Consider the following 16813-nt stretch of genomic DNA (forward strand, 5'->3'; position numbering starts at 1 on the left):
TATTCTTTTAGCGTTACTCTCGAGAGGGCGCGTCTTTTGCGTTCAGGCTTTCGCTGCCCGCCTCGGCAGGCGAACTGGCGCTTTCAATCGTCAGCCGTACCTCTGGGGTGATCAGGTCGCCCAGAATGTGATAGATTTCCAGGATGTTTCCCTGCGCCGCCTCGCTGCTATCCGTGATATAGCCTTCATTGCGTAAGGTGACAACCAGCGTTGAAAACACGGCTTTATCGAAAAACTCCGGCGCGTTGATACCGTGCAGAACCGATAACCGCTGCGCCATATTGCGGCTCTCTTTTTCCAGCGTCCCGCGATGGATGCCGGGGTTTGCTCCCAGCAACGAAAGCGTGATGGCATAGCGTTGCAGTGTTTCGCGCACCCCGGCGGCCAGGAGTTGCAACGTGCGAATCCGCGCCGGGTTGATAAGCAGCTCATCCTCTTTGCTGAACAGCAACGCCTGCCTTGTGAGTTCCGCTATTAATGCGGATAACACGGCCGGCAATTGTTCTCTGGTGTAGTGCAGAAACAGTTCTGCCTGAAGCAGAGGATAAATCAGCGTAATCTGCCGGACCAGTTCGGTCAGGGTAATATGCCGATGGTGGATCACGATACTGGCGATGAGCGAAGGCAGTATCAGCAGGTGCTGAATATTATTACGGTAATAGGTCATCAGCACGGCCTGTTCCCGCGGCAGAATAATGATGTCGCCGATGTTGTCTTTCTCGACTTCAAATTTATCCATGCCCAGCGCGTGTTCCAGCAATTCATACGGCGTCTTTTTCGGCGCGGTGATATCTTTATGGTAAGGAACATTACGCAGGAGTTGCAGATAGCAATCCAACTGCTCATACATTTGTTCGCGGGTCAAAGAACGCTGGCGTGACGCCAGTAATGCTGTCGAACAAAGGTTCATGGCGTTTGCTGCCGCGGCGTTGTTGATGCGCACCATAATATCCGTGGCGATATCCTGCACCGTCGGCGTTAACCAGCTTGGGCGCTGCGCTTCAATCGGGTCAATGGCGTCACGCCATTGCGGCACATGCTGATTCAGATAGGTGGTTAACGGCAGCGGTTCCCCGAAGTTCACATAGCCTTGTCCGAGGTTGCGCAACTTACGTAAGCCGCGCACCATCTGTATAAAGCCTTCTTTCTCTTTTGTCGCGCCACGCAGCTCTTTGGCGTAGGTGCCGACTTCCATGACGTGCTCATAGCCGACATAGATGGGCACCAACGTAATGGGGCGCGTACCGCCGCGCAGCATGGCCTGAATGGTCATGGCCAGCGTGCCGGTCTTCGGCTCCAGCAGGCGTCCTGTTCGGGAGCGGCCACCTTCAACAAAATACTCGACCGAGTAGCCCCGGGCAAAAAGCTCGCCCAAATATTCGCGAAAAATGGTGGAATACAGTTTATTGCCTTTGAAAGTACGGCGAATAAAGAACGCGCCCAGGCGTCGGAAGATCGGGCCGGCAGGCCAGAAATTCAGGTTGATCCCGGCGGCGATGTGCGGAGGAACCAACCCCTGATGATAGAGCACGTAGGAAAGCAGCAGATAGTCCATATGGCTGCGATGGCAGGGAACATAGACGATTTCGTGCCCGTCCTGCGCCAGTTGGCGTACCCGTTCGGCATTATGGACGTTAATCCCCTGATAGAGACGGTTCCAGGTCCAGCCCAATATGCGGTCGGATAAACGGATGGCTTCATAAGAAAAATCGGCGGCAATTTCTTCCATCAGGGCAATGGCGTTTTGCTGCGCTCTTTCATGGGAGAGTTTTTTGCTGCGCGCCTCGTCATCAATGGCTTTTGTGACCGCTTTAGAGTTAAGCAGTTTATTGAACAGCTCCTGACGCACCGGCAGACGCGGACCTACCGCCGCCAGACGCTGGCGCGAGAAGTGCATTCGCGCGACGCGTGCCAGCTTGTGAGCGATGGTTTTGTCCGTGCCGTGTTCAGTCGCCATATAGCGTAATGACACAGGGCTGGAAAAGCGGACAAAACTGTCCCGACCTAACCACAACACGGCGAAAAATTTCTCGATACCGTTCAGCAACCGTAAATGCGGGGTGGCCTGATTTTGCCCTTCACGGCCAGGCGAACGGCCAAACATAACGGAAACCGGCACCATCTGCACATTCAGATCGGGATTGGCGCGGTGTAAATCCAGATAGTCGTGAAACAGCTTTACCGATTCTTGCTTTGGAACGTAGTAGCGGAAAACGCGTGGGCCATCATTGATGAAGACATGACTAGGCAGTTCCACTCCGCCAACGTCTACGGGTTGCAGAGGATCGGGCAGGCCAAACGCCTGACATTTTGTCCGCAGTGTTATTAAATCTGCCTTAGAATTGTAAGGCAATACATAGAGAATCGGACGCGACGGGTCTAAGCCCAGTTCAGTCACAGGATCTATGGGTATGACTTTACTTTTCACCAACAGCCTGAGTGGGAAACACAATAATTTATAGTAAATTTTACGCCAACCTGACATAACAACTTGAAGCCTCTTGTTAGCAACGCGTCGCAAGGATACCAGAAACTGCGCTGGAGATCTGTGGTGGTGAGACAACGGTTCAGCGTTAAAATGCCGAGCTATCGCTTATAAATTGGGAGCATAAATGAATAAATCAACGGGGATGACCCGGATTATCAAGGCAACCGGCTATTCCCTTAAAGGACTGCGACAGGCATGGCGGCATGAAGCGGCCTTTCGGCAGGAAACCGTGCTGACGATTGTCGGGGTGGTTATTGCCTGTCTTCTGCCTGTCACCCTGGTTGAGAGGCTACTGCTTATTAGCTCGGTCGTGTTGATCATGCTGTTTGAACTGGCGAACAGCGCGATTGAAGCCGTAGTGGATCGCGTGGGTACTGAACATCATGAACTGTCTGGTCGGGCGAAAGACATTGGCTCGGCGTCGGTCTTGGTGGCTATTCTGCTGGCGGCTGTGGTATGGGGCAGTATTCTTTGGCAGCATTTTGCGTAAGGGCTTGCAGAAATTAATGAAAAACCGAGGTTTACACACATCCTGGTTTCCAATCGCAGATGACCTGTATATACTCACAGCAAGACTGTATAAACAACCAGGGGGGCGGAATGAAAGTATTAACAGCCAGACAGCAACAGGTTTATGACCTGATCCGCGATCATATTGTGCAGACCGGTATGCCGCCTACACGTGCAGAAATTGCCCAGCAATTGGGGTTTCGTTCGCCGAATGCTGCTGAAGAGCATTTAAAAGCATTGGCGCGCAAAGGCGTGATTCAAATCGTATCTGGCGCATCGCGCGGTATTCGCTTGCTGATGGAAGAAGAGACTGGCATTCCGTTGGTGGGACGTGTTGCCGCCGGGGAACCGCTTCTGGCGCAGCAGCATATTGAATGTCATTACCAGATTGACCCGGCCATGTTCAAGCCTGGTGCGGATTTCTTGCTGCGTGTAAATGGCATGTCAATGAAAGATATCGGTATTATGGATGGTGACCTGCTGGCCGTACACAAAACGCAGAATGTTCATAACGGCCAGATCGTCGTTGCCCGCATCGAAGATGAAGTGACGGTGAAACGACTGAAAAAACAGGGGAATATGGTTTATTTGCTGGCTGAAAACGAAGCGTTTTCACCCATCGTTGTGGATCTGCGCGAACAGAGTTTTTCTATCGAAGGTCTGGCCGTTGGCGTAATTCGCAACGGAGACTGGAGCTGATTCCCACCCTAGCCAGGCGTAATAGTTAAGCTTGTTGCTCTGACATTTTCTTCACACATCGCCCCGTTCAGGGGCGATGTGGTTTATACACTTTCTTCATTCACTGCGCTTTGCTTGCAGAAACCGCGTTGCAATCTGTTGCTGATACATTTATTTACATTTAACGAGACAAATAAAAGGCGGCTATTACTTGCTGTTCTTTATATTTTTTTAAGCGATTCCGTCATCTATATGAGCGTTTTTTTAGACTTAGGGTCTGCTTTAAATAAAATAACCGGAACTATCGTCTATAATTTATTTGAGGATAAGCATTATTATCTTTTCAACTCATCAGGCCATTTCACGACAATCTGAGTCAGATCCAGTGAACGTCGCTGGTATTGAAAGAGAAGAGAATGCCTGTGATGACGCTTACTGAATGGCTTATCTGAAACTAACGTAATGCGCATAAATCACTATTCATTTATGCCATCTTAAACCTAAGGTGTGGAGATAATTATGAATAAGGATCAAGCTGGCGGTAACTGGAAACAGTTTAAAGGTAAAGCGAAAGAACAGTGGGGTAAATTGACTGACGATGATCTGAAGGTTATCGAAGGTAAACGTGAACAATTGGTTGGCAAGATTCAGGAACGCTATGGATACAAGAAAGAAGCCGCCGAGAAAGAAGTAAAAGATTGGGAAAGCCATAACAAATACTTCTGGTAAGGAAGGCAGATAAGGCTTGGCGGCGTGGCAATCCAGCTTGTTAAATCAGGATAAACTGGGATGTCAAGGGAGGCTAAGTGCGCCGGGAGACAAGGGAAATGTTTGATTAGCCCTTGCGATTTACGTGAGGGCTAGCGTTTTTTGATCGGTATGCTGTGGTCGTGATCGCATCGATCCGTCTGTTTACATGCCGCGACTTCCTGACACGCTCCACAAAGCCCACGCGCTTCGATAACGCTTTGACGCAGGGTAAAACCCGCCTGTTGCGCCAATTCACGCAATGTTTCTTCCACTCCTTCCGTCTTACGCTCGGTAACCTGACTACAGCGGTCACAGATAAAGAGCGCGGAAGTGTGACTATGATCCTCGATACGATGACAAAGCACATAGCTGTTATTTGACTCAACCCGATGAATAAACCCCTGCTCCAGCAAAAAATCCAGCGCGCGGTAGACTGTCGGTGGTTTGGCCTGCGGTTCTGATTTTCGCAAAAGATCGAGCAGATCGTAGGCACTTATGGCGCCGGACTGCCGCGCCATCAGACGCAACACTTCCAGTCGCTGTGGCGTCAGACGAACGCCGCGCTGCTGACAAATTTGTTCAGCCTGAGCAAGTAGTCTGTCCTGAGTGGTTAAATCTATTGTCATGCCATATCACCCCGACGCAGAGAAAAATATCGTATATCTTACCACGGCGGGAGAAAAACGCCGAGCGAGCGACGCTGGCTCACCCAGAGCGTTGAAAAGGAAAGGGAGAGCGTTAGGCGACCAGATCGATTAACAAGGCGCGTAGGGCTGTTTCAGCCTGTAAGGTCAAGCGGGTTTCTTGCTGAATAAACGCACCGTCACCACAATGCAGCACTTGACGGCCAGACGGTTCCTGAATACTCATCGAACCATGAATCAACTGAAGGTAAGCCCGATTTCCATGCAATGTAATGGTTTGTTGGTCATTTTTTTGCCATTCTAAATGATGAATCCACACTTGTTGGCGGAGTTGCAGGCTGCCTTGTTCCCCCTCTGGCGAGGCCACTAAACAATGGCCGGTTTTGTTCAGCGACAGGCGCTGTAGCGGACTGTTTTCTCGCGTTGGGCAGGCATCAAGCCACAGTTGCATACGCGTCAGCGGGCTACAACCACTGGTATTATATTCGCTATAGCTGATGTTCGGCTGGGTCGCGAGCAGTAAAACATCCCCTTCTTTGGCGTGGATATAGCGACCGTTACTGTCGCGGTACTCCGCTTCACCCTGGAGAACGATATTTAAAATATCCACGCGCGGGTATGTGCGCGGCTGGAATGAAGAGCCTGGCGTCAGCACTTCCTGATTAAGCACGCGCAGTGAAGCATAACCGAGTAACTGAGGATCGAAGTAATGGCCGAAGGAGAACGTATAACGTGCTTGCAACCAGCCATAGTCCGCCTGACCGCATTGCTCCGCCGCTCTTCTTATGATCATGGTATTGCCCTGAGTAATCATTTCTTACACAGATAGTAATTAAGTGGACGCTGGATTGTTAGCTAGTTAATCTGGTCGGCATATTCAAAATTCCTGAATGAGTACAAAAATGGCTAAAGAACGAGCGTTGACGCTGGAAGCCCTAAGGGTCATGGACGCCATTGATCGCCGGGGAAGCTTTGCGGCGGCGGCGGATGCGTTGGGACGCGTGCCTTCCGCGTTGAGTTACACCATGCAAAAGCTGGAAGAGGAGTTGGATGTGGTGCTGTTCGACCGTTCCGGGCACCGTACCAAATTCACGAACGTTGGTCGTATGCTGCTGGAGCGTGGGCGTATTCTACTGGAAGCGGCGGATAAACTCACCACGGATGCGGAAGCATTAGCCCGCGGTTGGGAAACACACCTGACGATTGTGACCGAGGCATTGATCCCAAGCCAAAGGCTCTTTCCGTTGCTCGATAAATTATCCCAGAAGGCCAATACGCAGGTTTCCATTCTGACCGAAGTACTGGCAGGGGCTTGGGAGCGTTTGGAACAGGGACGGGCAGATATTGTGATCGCGCCGGATATGCATTTCCGCGCGTCTTCTGAAATTAATACGCGCAAACTTTATACGCTGAAGAGCGTTTATGTGGCCAACCCGGAGCATCCCATTCATCAGGAGCCGGAACCGCTATCAGATGTTACCCGGGTAAAATACCGTGGAATTGCCGTTGCTGATACCGCGCGTGAACGTCCGGTGTTAACCGTACAATTATTGGATAAACAGCAGCGGCTGACGGTAAGTTCTCTGGATGATAAACGCCGTGCTTTGCTGGCAGGACTCGGGGTGGCGACCATGCCTTATCCTATGGTTGCTCAGGATATCGCCGAAGGCCGGTTGCGTGTCGTCAGTCCCGAATATTCAATGGAGAGCCAAATTATCATGGCCTGGCGGCGAGATAATATGGGCGAGGCGAAATCCTGGTGCTTACGGGAAATTCCAAAGTTGCTTAATCTGGCCTGAGATTCAACCGGCCGCTGATACCCTGGCGGATAAAAAAAGAGGCCGGGCTTCCCCTTTTGCCTTCCGCCGGTTATGCCGCAAATTTTCTGTCACGCTCGTGAGGGCTATGCAGATCCTGTTCCGGCCCCAGCGAAATCACGCCATGTGGATTGATCGTGCCATGACTTCGGTAATAATGATGGCGGATGTGCGCCATGTTTACCGTATCCGCGACGCCGGGCATCTGATAGATGTCACGCAAAAAACCAAACAGATTCGGGTAATCACTTAAGCGGTATTTATCGCATTTGAAATGGGTGTGGTAGACCGGATCAAACCGTATCAGCGTTGTCCACAGCCGCAAGTCAGTTTCCGTCAGTTGGGAACCTGTCAGATAACGTTGCCGTGCGAGGATAGACTCCAGCCGGGAAAGCGCGGCAAAGACCTCCGTCGCCGCTTTGTCATACGCCGACTGGCTGGTGGCAAAGCCAGCCTTATAGACGCCGTTGTTCACTTTGTCATAGATCCAACCGTTCAGTTCGTCAATCTGGGGACGCAGCGCGGCCGGGTAATAATCTCCCGGTTTGGCGCCAGCCTGATCGAAGGCGCTGTTAAACATGCGGATGATGTCGGCAGATTCGTTGCTGACGATGGTATGTTGCGCCGTGTCCCATAGCACCGGCACCGTGACCCGACCACTGTAATCCGGCTTGGCATGGAGATAGAGTTGATAGAGGAACTCGTGCTGATAAAGCGAGTCACCCGTTGTATCCGGGAAATCGATACCAAAGGTCCAGCCATGATCCAGCATCAGGGGATGCACGACGGAAATCGGAATCCGTGTTTCCAGTCCTTTCAACTGGCGCATTAACAAAGTGCGGTGCGCCCAGGGGCAGGCCAGTGAAACATACAGGTGATAACGGTCCGACATTGCCTGAAAGCCGCCATTGCCGGTTATGCCCGGTTGACCGTCCGGGGTAATCCAGTTGCGGAAATGCGATTCTGAACGTTTGAAATGCCCGCCGGTAGATTTTGTTTCGTACCAGGTATCATGCCAGACGCCGTCAACCAGTTGTCCCATAAATCCTCCCGCTAATCGAATCGTGGCAAAACGACGACAAGTTTTACCTTTGCCGTCGTTTATAGGGATATTAAGTGTAGTACAGTCAGGGAATCCCTTGTCTTACCACTTTTTATTCAGAATACGATCGAGGCTGTATGCGCCCGGTCCGGTTACCGCCAGCAAAATATAGCCGCCTGTGATGGTCAGGTTTTTCATGAACATCAACTGGTTCATGCCCTCGGCAAAGTTGGTGTGGAAAATCAGCGCGGTCAGTATCGTAAAGCCTGCGGTGAACAGCGCAACGGTGCGGGTCAGCAGACCAAACAACACGGCCAGACCACCACCCAGTTCCAACAGAATGGTCAGCGGCAGCAGGGAAGTTGGAACCCCCATTGCCTGCATGTATTGTTGGGTTCCTGCGTAGCCATCGCCCAATTTGCCATATCCTGCAAAGATGAACAGAATCGGCATTAAAATACGTGCAATCAGCAGTGCGGTACTTTCTAAATTTTTCATCATGTCTCCAATCAATCTTTGTATAAGGTTTTCTGACCCGCTGTGTTCTGGTGACAGGCTTGACGCCACTATCTGCCTTGTCATCAACTTATGGGCAGATAATATAGAGGCGCCGCATGGCGTGCCAGTAAGTATAATTGTTGGTTTAATTCAGAAAAATTGATGTTCTTTTGGGCGGGTAATGTTGGCTGCCAACCGCGTTTTCTCCGCTATCGTGAGAGAAAATTCCTTGTGACGATGGGGTGCGGAAAGCCTATCCAGGCGTGCGCGGATAGGTTGAGAGGGATGAGAATCAACGGTGAGAAAAGGTTTTACGAAGAAGTTTTGCGGTGCCCCACAGTCCGATGGCCCGTCTGCCCCAACGAATAAAACGGAGTGGGTGCCGAGCGCCATACAGTGCGATGAGGCTGGAACCCACGATCCAATATTTACGCCACTGCACCAGATTCTGCCAGTAACGATCGTAACGCGCGGTTGAAGCCAGCCACTCACTTTTTCTGGCGGATAGATCCAGCCGCTGTTGCTGTATTGTGCGCAGCAGTTGCGCCTTTTCTCGGTTGCGTTGCTGTTGACTCATTTCGATTCGTCCTCCAGCAAGTCGCGGTCTGTTTTCAACTCCTTACGGGTGGCCTTGAGCAGCGTGGATTGACGGACTTTCACCAGTGTCCAGATACCGATAATCAGCGCTAATCCAAGCAGTATGGCGGTAATACATCCCAGAGCAAACAGACGATTTTGGGGCTCAATCCCCAAAATGATCGACGCAATCAACGTCATTAAACCAAAGGTGGCAAAAAGCAGCGTTAGCCCAGCCATCATCAGTAATTGGATAAGATTGGTTTTTTCTTCTTCCAGTTCAATGACAGCCAGGCGGACTCGTGTTTCCACCATACTGACAAGGATGGAGATAATGCGTTGGGCAGACGCGATGGCCCCGCTTGCGGGGCCTTGCCGTTTTTTATCAGTCATAGTTTCAGGTTAATTAACGGCGTGAGAGAAGAACACCAAGCACAACACCCACTGCTGCGCCGATACCAACGCCTGTCCACGGATTTTCACGAACATAATCATCGGCATATCCCACGGCTTCACGAGTCTGGCTGGCAATGCGTTCGCCAGTATCGCTCAGGCGGGACCGGGTTTCTTTCAAGGCTGTTTCTGCTTTGCTGCGCAGTTTGTCCAATTCTGCTTTGGATTTATCGCTGGAGGAGCTTAATACTTCTTCTAGCGTGTCCGCCAACGATTTTAATTCAGCGCGTAAAAACTCAGAATTTTGATCTTTAGCCATATTAAATAACCCTTAATATTTTAAACCGGAGTATTAACTATAGCTGAAGTTTTGATTTGTGCTTGTAAAACGTGACAGGGATAATTCTGATAACGTATTGTAAATTTTACTGATTTATGCTGTGGTTATAAAATGGACGATAGCGATGCCGCAAAAAAATCATACGCTCAGACCAAAACAAAACCGCGAAGATTATTTCCCTTGCAGTCCGCGCAATTCTCGTTCTGCCTCCGCCAGTTTTTTCTCTCGCTTCAGGATTTTTTCGGCGTCGCCTTTTTGCCTGCTTTGGTTCAGCTCATGCTGTCGTTCAGCCACTTCTTGTTGCTGCTCGGCGATTTTTTCCCGCCGCTCGGCGGCTAAACCTTCATCGGTGCAATGGGCTTTAACGCCAGCCAGCGCTTGTTCCAGCCCGGCGATGCGTTGGGCGTTTCCATGTTGGCGGGCGTTGTCGATCTGACGCTGGATCGCCTGCTCTTTTTGCAAACACCTCCCTGGAATGGTTTCCGCATGCGCCAGCGACATGCCGAAAAATAGGGTGAGACTCAGTGCACGTATTTTCAAATCCTTACCCCAGTTTTGATTGTTTCTGCGTGAGCTTTTGCTGCCAGAATGGTGTGGATTTAACCTCTTGCAACGTGGTGATGTTTGCCTTGGGCAGCGACAGGCGTAATACATCTCTGGCGGCGATGCTCTGTTCTGGAGAGGCGAGTCGGACAACCAGGCTATCCTGTCCAGGCGTGATACTTTTTATGGCGATGCCGCGTTCATTGAGTTGTTGATAAATATAGAATCCGTCCGGCAACGCAGCCCCCTGATAAAGCGGCTTGATATGCAGCATGGTATCGTTCTGATAACGGCACGGGGACTGGGTGAGCGCGAGAATCGGCAACATGACTAACAGCAGCAGGCGCCCGAGGCTACCCCAGCCGCCTGCTTTCGGACCGTCACTTTGTGATGTTGAAAAACGTTTCTGCGTTTTTTTATGGGACAACCAGCGGATCGGCATGGTTAATTTCCTTTTTCTGCATTTGCATTACGTTTTTTACGCCAAAGTACAAATAACGAGCCAAACAGACCGATAAACAGCAGCGCTAATGGCAGCATCATAAGGAAAAGCATCAGCTCGTCTTCGTATTTCAGAAATACGGGGGTCTTTCCCAAAGCAAAACCCAGTGAAACCAGAATCAATACCCATAGCAACGCGCTCATCCAATTAAAAAACTGGAAACGGGCATTGTTCAAGCCCGATAAGCCGGCGATGGTTGGCAACAATGTACGCACAAATGCCAGAAAACGTCCTATCAGCAAGGCGGAAAGGCCATGACGGTGGAAAAGCTGATGCGCACGCTGATGATAGTGTGCCGGCAAGTGTGATAACCAGCTTTGCACTATTCGTGTGTTGCCCAGCCATTTACCTTGAATATAGCTGACCCAGCATCCCAGACTGGCGGCGGTCGTCAATAATACGATGGTAAAGGGGAAATTCATGGTGCCTTTGGCTACCAGAACCCCCACCAGAATGAGCAGGCTATCACCGGGTAAGAAGGCTGCGGGTAAAAGACCATTTTCTAAAAAAATAATTAAAAACAACAAGATGTAGATGGTCCAGACAAGTTTGGGATCGGCCAGGATATCGAAATCCTGATGCCAGAGCGCGTTCAACAATTCTTTAATAATATCCATCCGGTATCCTAATACTGCGGCATTTCATTAAACCCAGATCTATGAGAAGCGTCCGTTCATGATTAAGTGTGGATAAGGTTCACCAGGTGGTACATTCCAACACATTGTTATGATAATGATACCCGTTATATTTCAGGTTGCAGGTTTGTTGGCTGCTCTCAATTATACGCGGTCCTTCCCTGGGCCTCACCCTTTCAATACCGTTGCAAGCCGCGTCAAATCCGCTCCCGGCGGATTTGTCACCCGAATCCTTACTGGGCGGGTGCGGGGCCTGATTTCTTTCTGTGTTCGCGTCATCTGAATCGCGGGCGAAGCTCTCCGTTAACGAATTGTCCTTCGTTAGGGGTTTTGCACTCGAAGCCAAGAATTAAGCGTAAGAAAAGCGCTCTAACTGTAACAAAATAGGTGTGGTTGAGACAGAGAAATATCACAGTAACTTGAGGAATTCAGGCGGTTTGAAGGAGAATTATTGCTGTTTTCGCCCCATTTTACACTCACTGACAGAAATCGACGCTTTTTGACTTTTTCCCGTTCATCGCGGCGGGAAATAACGGGAAAAACGCTACAGTTTGCGGATATCCATCTGTTCCAGATGGACGACCGGATTTTCGGCAAACATATAGCGATCTACATTAAATTCAAAGTCATCCGTGGTGGCGCGGAACAGCATTTGTTTTGTATTTTCAAGATGTTGCCACATAGCCAGCTTGGTGGCATAAGGGTCTTTGCGAATCAGCGACTTGAGAATTTGATCGTGTTCGTCGCACCAGCCTTCAATCGATTTATCGTCGATATGTTCGTGCAGCTTACGCCAGTAGGGGTTGTGGATGCGTTGACTCCACATTTTTTCGACGATGGTCGCCATGGCAGAGTTTTGCGTGGCCAGCGCGAGCTGTACGTGGAATTTCAGATCCCATTGTGAATCACGGAGGTGATTTTCCTTTCGGGCATGCTCCTGAATTTCCATCAACCGCACAATATCTTGCCGGGTAACCTGCGTTGCCGCGAATTCGGCGATATTGCTTTCAATCAGTTGGCGGGCCTGAAGCAGTTCGAACGGGCCGGCGGCGGCAAATTCGATATCTTCGTTATGAGGCAGCCGATTTTTCTGCTGGTTGGAAATGACATGAATGCCCGACCCCTTACGCACGTCAACATATCCTTCGACCTCCAGCATGATGATCGCTTCACGAACGACGGTACGGCTGACATTCATTTCTTCTGAAATATAGCGTTCCGCCGGCAATTTTCCGCCAACCTGATAAATACCGCTTTCAATACGCTGGGTTAATTCCGCGGCCAGCTGCCGGTATAAACGTCGGGGTTCTGTGAATTCCATGATATTTGCTCGTAGAGAGATGCGGGGCTGTGCGCGACGTCAGGGCCAAAGTGGTATCTTGTTACTCTCTGAGTAACGACTTGTTATACCACTTAATCTTAACTGCAATCAGCGCCATTGTCACAATATCGTACCGCTAATTAAGGTTTTTGCGATCGTAGCCTCACTAATCGGGAGGGAGAGAGAAGATAATTGGTGTGACATCTTTAGGCGATCACGCCATATGGCGCACAAGCGACACGGTAAGGAACAATAACATGCCCCAGTTTCTCAGTGAGGATTTTCTGTTGAACAGTGAGTTTGCCCGTCGGTTGTATCACGAATATGCCGCCGATCGGCCGATATTTGACTACCATTGCCATTTGCCACCAGAACAGATCGCGGAAAACTACCGGTTTAAAAATTTGTATGATATCTGGCTGAAAGGCGATCACTACAAGTGGCGTGCAATGCGCGCCAATGGGGTGGCGGAGCGTTTCTGCACAGGGAATGCCAGCGATTGGGAAAAGTTTGAAGCTTGGGCGGCAACGGTTCCCCACACTATCGGTAATCCGCTGTATCACTGGACTCATCTGGAATTGCGACGCCCGTTCGGGATTACAGGCACGTTGCTGTCGCCGTCTACGGCAAAGGATATTTGGGATCGCTGTAACGCGATGCTGGAACGTGATGAATTCACGGCGCGCGGCATTATGCGGCAGATGAAGGTGAAAATGGCGGGAACCACCGACGATCCGATTGACGATCTGCGTCATCACCAGGCCATCGCGCAGGATAGCGGTTTCAATATCAAGGTGTTGCCGAGCTGGCGCCCGGACAAGGCGTTCAACATCGAACAGGCGGCCTTCAACGACTATATGGCGAAACTGGGTGAGGCGTCCGATACCGATATTCGCCGTTTCAGCGATCTGCAAGCGGCGCTGGTCAAACGTCTGGATCACTTCGCGGCCCACGGCTGTAAAGTCTCCGATCACGCGCTGGATGTGGTGCTTTTCGCCGATGCGGACGACGCCGCGCTGGATAGCATTCTGGCTCGGCGGCTGTCCGGGGAAGTGCTGAATGAACACGAAGTCGCACAGTTCAAAACGGCGGTGCTGGTATGGCTGGGAACGGAATATGCGCGTCGCGGTTGGGTCCAGCAGTATCACATTGGGGCGCTGCGCAATAACAACCTGCGTCAGTTTAAACTGCTGGGGCCGGATGTGGGTTTTGATTCCATCAACGATCGGCCGCTGGCGCAGGCGCTTTCCAGCCTGCTCAGCAAACAGAATGAAGAAAATCTGTTGCCGAAAACCATCTTGTACTGCCTGAATCCGCGTGATAACGAAGTGATCGGCACCATGATTGGCAACTTCCAGGGCGGAGGCATGCCGGGAAAAATGCAGTTCGGTTCCGGCTGGTGGTTCAACGATCAAAAGGACGGCATGCAACGTCAACTCACTCAGCTTGCGCAGCTTGGCCTGCTGAGCACTTTCGTCGGGATGCTCACCGATAGCCGCAGCTTCCTGTCCTACACCCGCCATGAGTATTTCCGCCGCATCCTGTGCCAGATGATTGGCCGCTGGGTGGAAGAGGGTGAAGCGCCGGCCGATCTGCCGTTGCTGGGCGAAATGGTGAAAAATATCTGTTTCGATAACGCCAAAAACTATTTTGCCATTGAGCTGTAACCTTGTTGTGAGTCGCCTCGCTGGGTGGCTTGCCGTCTCGATGATGTTGAGCAAGTAAAGCGTGAAATCCGCTGTTGGCAGTGAGTATGAGGGATAGCGCATCAGGCTATCCCTCAAGCCGTTACAGCATATCCAGGCGCTCTTTTTCCACCCACTTCGCGTCTTCCGCGTCACAAACCGCGGCAATAAAGATCACATCCGTTGAGGCGTTTACGGCGGTTTCCGCAGAATCCTGGAGGAGTACGCCGATGATGAAACCCACCGCCACAACCTGCTTGGCGATGTCGTTTGAAATGCCAAACAGACGGCATGCCAGCGGGATAAGCATGCCACGCTGGAAGCGACCACGCTAAGCAGCAGAGCCGTCGGCAAATCGACATCAATGCTCGGTAGCGTATTGGCCGCCGCCAGCGTCAGTACGGTAATGGTGATGGCCGCGCCAGCCATGTTGATGGTGGCGCCCAGAGGAATAGCGGCGGAGTAAGTATCTTCCTCCAGATTCAATTTACGACACAGTTCCATATTCACCGGGATGTTGGCGGCGGAACTACGGGTAAAAAAGGCGGTCACGCCGCTTTCCCGCAGACAGCGAAGGACCGGCGGATCAGGATTTATTGGCTTTTTTCCCTGCTGGTGGTTGGCGATGGAGGCCATGACCGACATCAGAACTGGCACCGGGGCCACGGCTTTCCGCGCGCCAACGAACAAAGAGCCCGATAACCCGGCGGCGAGCGCGGCCGGCGTGGAGCGCAACGCCAGAATGATACCGGCGACGAGTCCCAGAAGAAATTTGTTGGACCAGACTGCCTTGAGTAACGTACTGCAAAAAATGTGACTGATTATTGTTTTAATAATTTTGACGGCGTGACCATTTCTGAGATGTGGCTGTGTTTTACAAATGCATTACCGATGACGCTCACTGAACACCGGGTTATGTTCCATTCCGTATCCAAATGTGTTTGCGCGCATCAGTACAGGGAAAAATGAAATCTGGAAAAGGGCGGAAGCCGTTTTTATCACGCAGGTCGGGATTCATTCATGCATGAGTCTCTCCGTCCCCGATGATGCGGGCACGGAGAGCGCGAACAGCGAGTTTATTGAGCGGCGCGTCGGTTAACCCAAACGTTAATCAACAGGGTGAGAGCCAAAATACCGGCAACCACGCCGAGCGACACGGCAATCGGAATGTGGAAGATATCAATCAACATCATCTTGATGCCGATAAAGACCAGAATAACGGACAGACCGTATTTCAGCAGAGAGAAACGCTCGGCCACGCCCGCCAGCAGGAAATACATGGCGCGCAATCCCAAAATTGCAAACAGGTTAGATGTTAAGACAATAAAGGGATCGGTTGTGACGGCAAAAATGGCCGGAATACTGTCAACGGCAAAAATCACATCGCTGATTTCCACCAGAATCAAAACCAGAAAAAGCGGCGTGGCGTAAAGCAGTCCGTTGCGACGGACGAAAAATCTGTCGTTTTCGATATTGTCGGTCATGCGCAGATGCCCGCGCAGCCAGCGGACCAGCGGTTTATCGCCAATCGAGTTGTCGTCTTCACTGGCCAGCGCCATCTTGATGCCGGTAAACAACAGGAAAGCGCCGAAGACATACAGCAACCACTGGAACTGGGTGACCAGCCAACTGCCGCCAAACACCATCAGCGTTCTCAGCACAATGGCCCCCAGCACGCCGTAAATCAGAACGCGCCGCTGATATTGCGGCGGAACGGAGAAATAGCTGAAGAGCATCAGCCAGACGAAGACGTTATCGACGGCGAGCGCTTTCTCAATCAAATAACCGGTTAGGAAGGCCAGAGACTGGGCGTTGGCAACCTCGCGTCCCATCGTTTCATCCAGATACCACCAGAAGCCCGCGTTGAACAGTAAAGAGAGCGTCACCCAAACAACGGACCATGCGGCCGCTTGTTTGAATGTCATCACCGTCGATCCTTTCTTACCTTGATAGAGAAGATCGATGGCCAGCATAACAATAACAATGACAGCGAAGCTGCCCCATAACCATGGCGTGCCAATGGTGTGCATAGCATTATCCTTTGAAAATGAAACAAAAACGGCCAACATCGGAAGACGCTGGCCGCTTTATCATTCAGCCACAAATGAACCTCGCCTTCCGGCAAGGTCTCACTTACAACGAAAATGAAATCGTTTCATTTCAAGTTGCCCGGTAACCGGGTGCGTTACGCACCGTAATGACGATTAACCGGCGGAAAAGTTACTCCCCTTTGCCCGTCAAAAGATAGGTGAAAACCTGATCCCGGTCAAATAATTATCCCGGCGCTTGGTGTGTCGCTCTTTCCGCCGTCACGCTACCGGCAGGGCGCCTGTTTCAAAGCGCGCCGAGAAAAACATTTACTGGTGCGCTATTTTAGGGGATAAACAGCGC

Annotated in this window: 18 protein-coding genes and 1 pseudogene; 5 read left to right on the forward strand and 14 right to left on the reverse strand. The window is 51.0% G+C overall.

Going from position 1 to position 16813, the window contains the following annotated elements:
• Nucleotides 1–13 precede the first annotated feature (13 nt).
• Nucleotides 14–2485, reverse strand: a complete 2472-nt coding sequence (plsB, locus tag EH207_RS02110) for a glycerol-3-phosphate 1-O-acyltransferase PlsB (protein WP_137712529.1) — start codon at nucleotides 2483–2485, stop codon at nucleotides 14–16.
• A 127-nt stretch (nucleotides 2486–2612) separates the two neighbouring features.
• On the opposite strand from plsB, the gene EH207_RS02115 reads away from it, so the two are divergent.
• The 3 genes from EH207_RS02115 (at nucleotide 2613) to EH207_RS02125 (ending at nucleotide 4405) form a co-directional block, all read left to right on the forward strand.
• A complete protein-coding gene (locus tag EH207_RS02115) occupies nucleotides 2613–2978 on the forward strand; it encodes a diacylglycerol kinase (protein ID WP_137712530.1) in 366 nt (121 codons plus the stop codon).
• Nucleotides 2979–3088: 110 nt separating this feature from the next.
• Nucleotides 3089–3697 carry a transcriptional repressor LexA gene (gene lexA, locus EH207_RS02120; RefSeq protein ID WP_137712531.1) on the forward strand — a complete coding sequence of 203 codons (609 nt, stop codon included), beginning with the start codon at nucleotides 3089–3091 and terminating at the stop codon, nucleotides 3695–3697.
• A gap of 498 nt (nucleotides 3698–4195) precedes the next feature.
• Nucleotides 4196–4405, forward strand: a complete 210-nt coding sequence (locus tag EH207_RS02125) for a CsbD family protein (protein ID WP_137712532.1) — start codon at nucleotides 4196–4198, stop codon at nucleotides 4403–4405.
• Nucleotides 4406–4536: 131 nt separating this feature from the next.
• Here the strand turns inward: EH207_RS02125 and zur are convergent, their stop codons facing one another.
• Together zur and EH207_RS02135 are read right to left on the reverse strand one after the other, a co-directional pair.
• On the reverse strand, nucleotides 4537–5052 hold the full coding sequence (gene zur / locus EH207_RS02130) for a zinc uptake transcriptional repressor Zur (RefSeq protein WP_377804878.1): 516 nt from the start codon (nucleotides 5050–5052) through the stop codon (nucleotides 4537–4539).
• Nucleotides 5053–5164: 112 nt separating this feature from the next.
• A complete protein-coding gene (locus EH207_RS02135; protein WP_137712533.1) occupies nucleotides 5165–5863 on the reverse strand; it encodes a pirin family protein in 699 nt (232 codons plus the stop codon).
• Between the two features lie 109 nt (nucleotides 5864–5972).
• Here EH207_RS02135 and EH207_RS02140 point away from each other — a divergent pair, with 109 nt between their 5' ends.
• Nucleotides 5973–6869 carry a LysR family transcriptional regulator gene (locus EH207_RS02140; RefSeq protein WP_137712534.1) on the forward strand — a complete coding sequence of 299 codons (897 nt, stop codon included), beginning with the start codon at nucleotides 5973–5975 and terminating at the stop codon, nucleotides 6867–6869.
• 70 nt (nucleotides 6870–6939) lie between these two features.
• On the opposite strand, the gene EH207_RS02145 is transcribed toward EH207_RS02140, so the two are convergent.
• From EH207_RS02145 to exuR, 9 genes are all read right to left on the reverse strand, one after another.
• A complete protein-coding gene (locus EH207_RS02145) occupies nucleotides 6940–7929 on the reverse strand; it encodes a glutathione S-transferase family protein (RefSeq protein WP_137712535.1) in 990 nt (329 codons plus the stop codon).
• Between the two features lie 102 nt (nucleotides 7930–8031).
• Nucleotides 8032–8427 (reverse strand): DoxX family protein, encoded by a 396-nt coding sequence (locus EH207_RS02150; RefSeq protein ID WP_137715230.1) that lies wholly within the window; start codon nucleotides 8425–8427, stop codon nucleotides 8032–8034.
• A gap of 292 nt (nucleotides 8428–8719) precedes the next feature.
• The gene (locus EH207_RS02155) at nucleotides 8720–9004 is read right to left on the reverse strand and encodes a YqjK-like family protein (protein WP_137712536.1); all 285 of its coding nucleotides are present in this window, start codon (nucleotides 9002–9004) and stop codon (nucleotides 8720–8722) included.
• Nucleotides 9001–9396 carry a phage holin family protein gene (locus tag EH207_RS02160; protein WP_137712537.1) on the reverse strand — a complete coding sequence of 132 codons (396 nt, stop codon included), beginning with the start codon at nucleotides 9394–9396 and terminating at the stop codon, nucleotides 9001–9003. The genes EH207_RS02155 and EH207_RS02160 overlap by 4 nt, the downstream gene beginning before the upstream one ends.
• Nucleotides 9397–9409: 13 nt before the next feature.
• Nucleotides 9410–9715: an ElaB/YgaM/YqjD family protein gene (locus tag EH207_RS02165; protein ID WP_137712538.1), complete on the reverse strand. Its 306-nt coding sequence runs from the start codon at nucleotides 9713–9715 to the stop codon at nucleotides 9410–9412.
• A 192-nt stretch (nucleotides 9716–9907) separates the two neighbouring features.
• Complete coding sequence (locus EH207_RS02170; protein ID WP_175413621.1) at nucleotides 9908–10276, reverse strand: DUF1090 domain-containing protein; 369 nt, start codon at nucleotides 10274–10276, stop codon at nucleotides 9908–9910.
• A 4-nt stretch (nucleotides 10277–10280) separates the two neighbouring features.
• Nucleotides 10281–10607 carry an EnvZ/OmpR regulon moderator MzrA gene (mzrA, locus tag EH207_RS02175; RefSeq protein WP_425456724.1) on the reverse strand — a complete coding sequence of 109 codons (327 nt, stop codon included), beginning with the start codon at nucleotides 10605–10607 and terminating at the stop codon, nucleotides 10281–10283.
• A 116-nt stretch (nucleotides 10608–10723) separates the two neighbouring features.
• Nucleotides 10724–11398 (reverse strand): DedA family protein, encoded by a 675-nt coding sequence (locus tag EH207_RS02180; protein WP_137712541.1) that lies wholly within the window; start codon nucleotides 11396–11398, stop codon nucleotides 10724–10726.
• 562 nt (nucleotides 11399–11960) lie between these two features.
• Entirely contained in the window at nucleotides 11961–12737 is a 777-nt protein-coding gene (exuR, locus tag EH207_RS02185) for a transcriptional regulator ExuR (RefSeq protein ID WP_137712542.1), read from the reverse strand.
• A gap of 257 nt (nucleotides 12738–12994) precedes the next feature.
• Between exuR and uxaC the strand changes: the two genes are divergently transcribed.
• Nucleotides 12995–14404 (forward strand): glucuronate isomerase, encoded by a 1410-nt coding sequence (uxaC, locus tag EH207_RS02190; protein WP_137712543.1) that lies wholly within the window; start codon nucleotides 12995–12997, stop codon nucleotides 14402–14404.
• 121 nt (nucleotides 14405–14525) lie between these two features.
• Here the strand turns inward: uxaC and EH207_RS02195 are convergent.
• Nucleotides 14526–15230: pseudogene (locus tag EH207_RS02195) on the reverse strand (cation:dicarboxylate symporter family transporter).
• Nucleotides 15231–15498: 268 nt separating this feature from the next.
• Nucleotides 15499–16452: a TerC family protein gene (locus tag EH207_RS02200; RefSeq protein WP_137712544.1), complete on the reverse strand. Its 954-nt coding sequence runs from the start codon at nucleotides 16450–16452 to the stop codon at nucleotides 15499–15501.
• Nucleotides 16453–16813: the final 361 nt, after the last annotated feature.

This window comes from Brenneria rubrifaciens (assembly GCF_005484945.1).
Classification (GTDB): Bacteria; Pseudomonadota; Gammaproteobacteria; order Enterobacterales; family Enterobacteriaceae; genus Brenneria; species Brenneria rubrifaciens.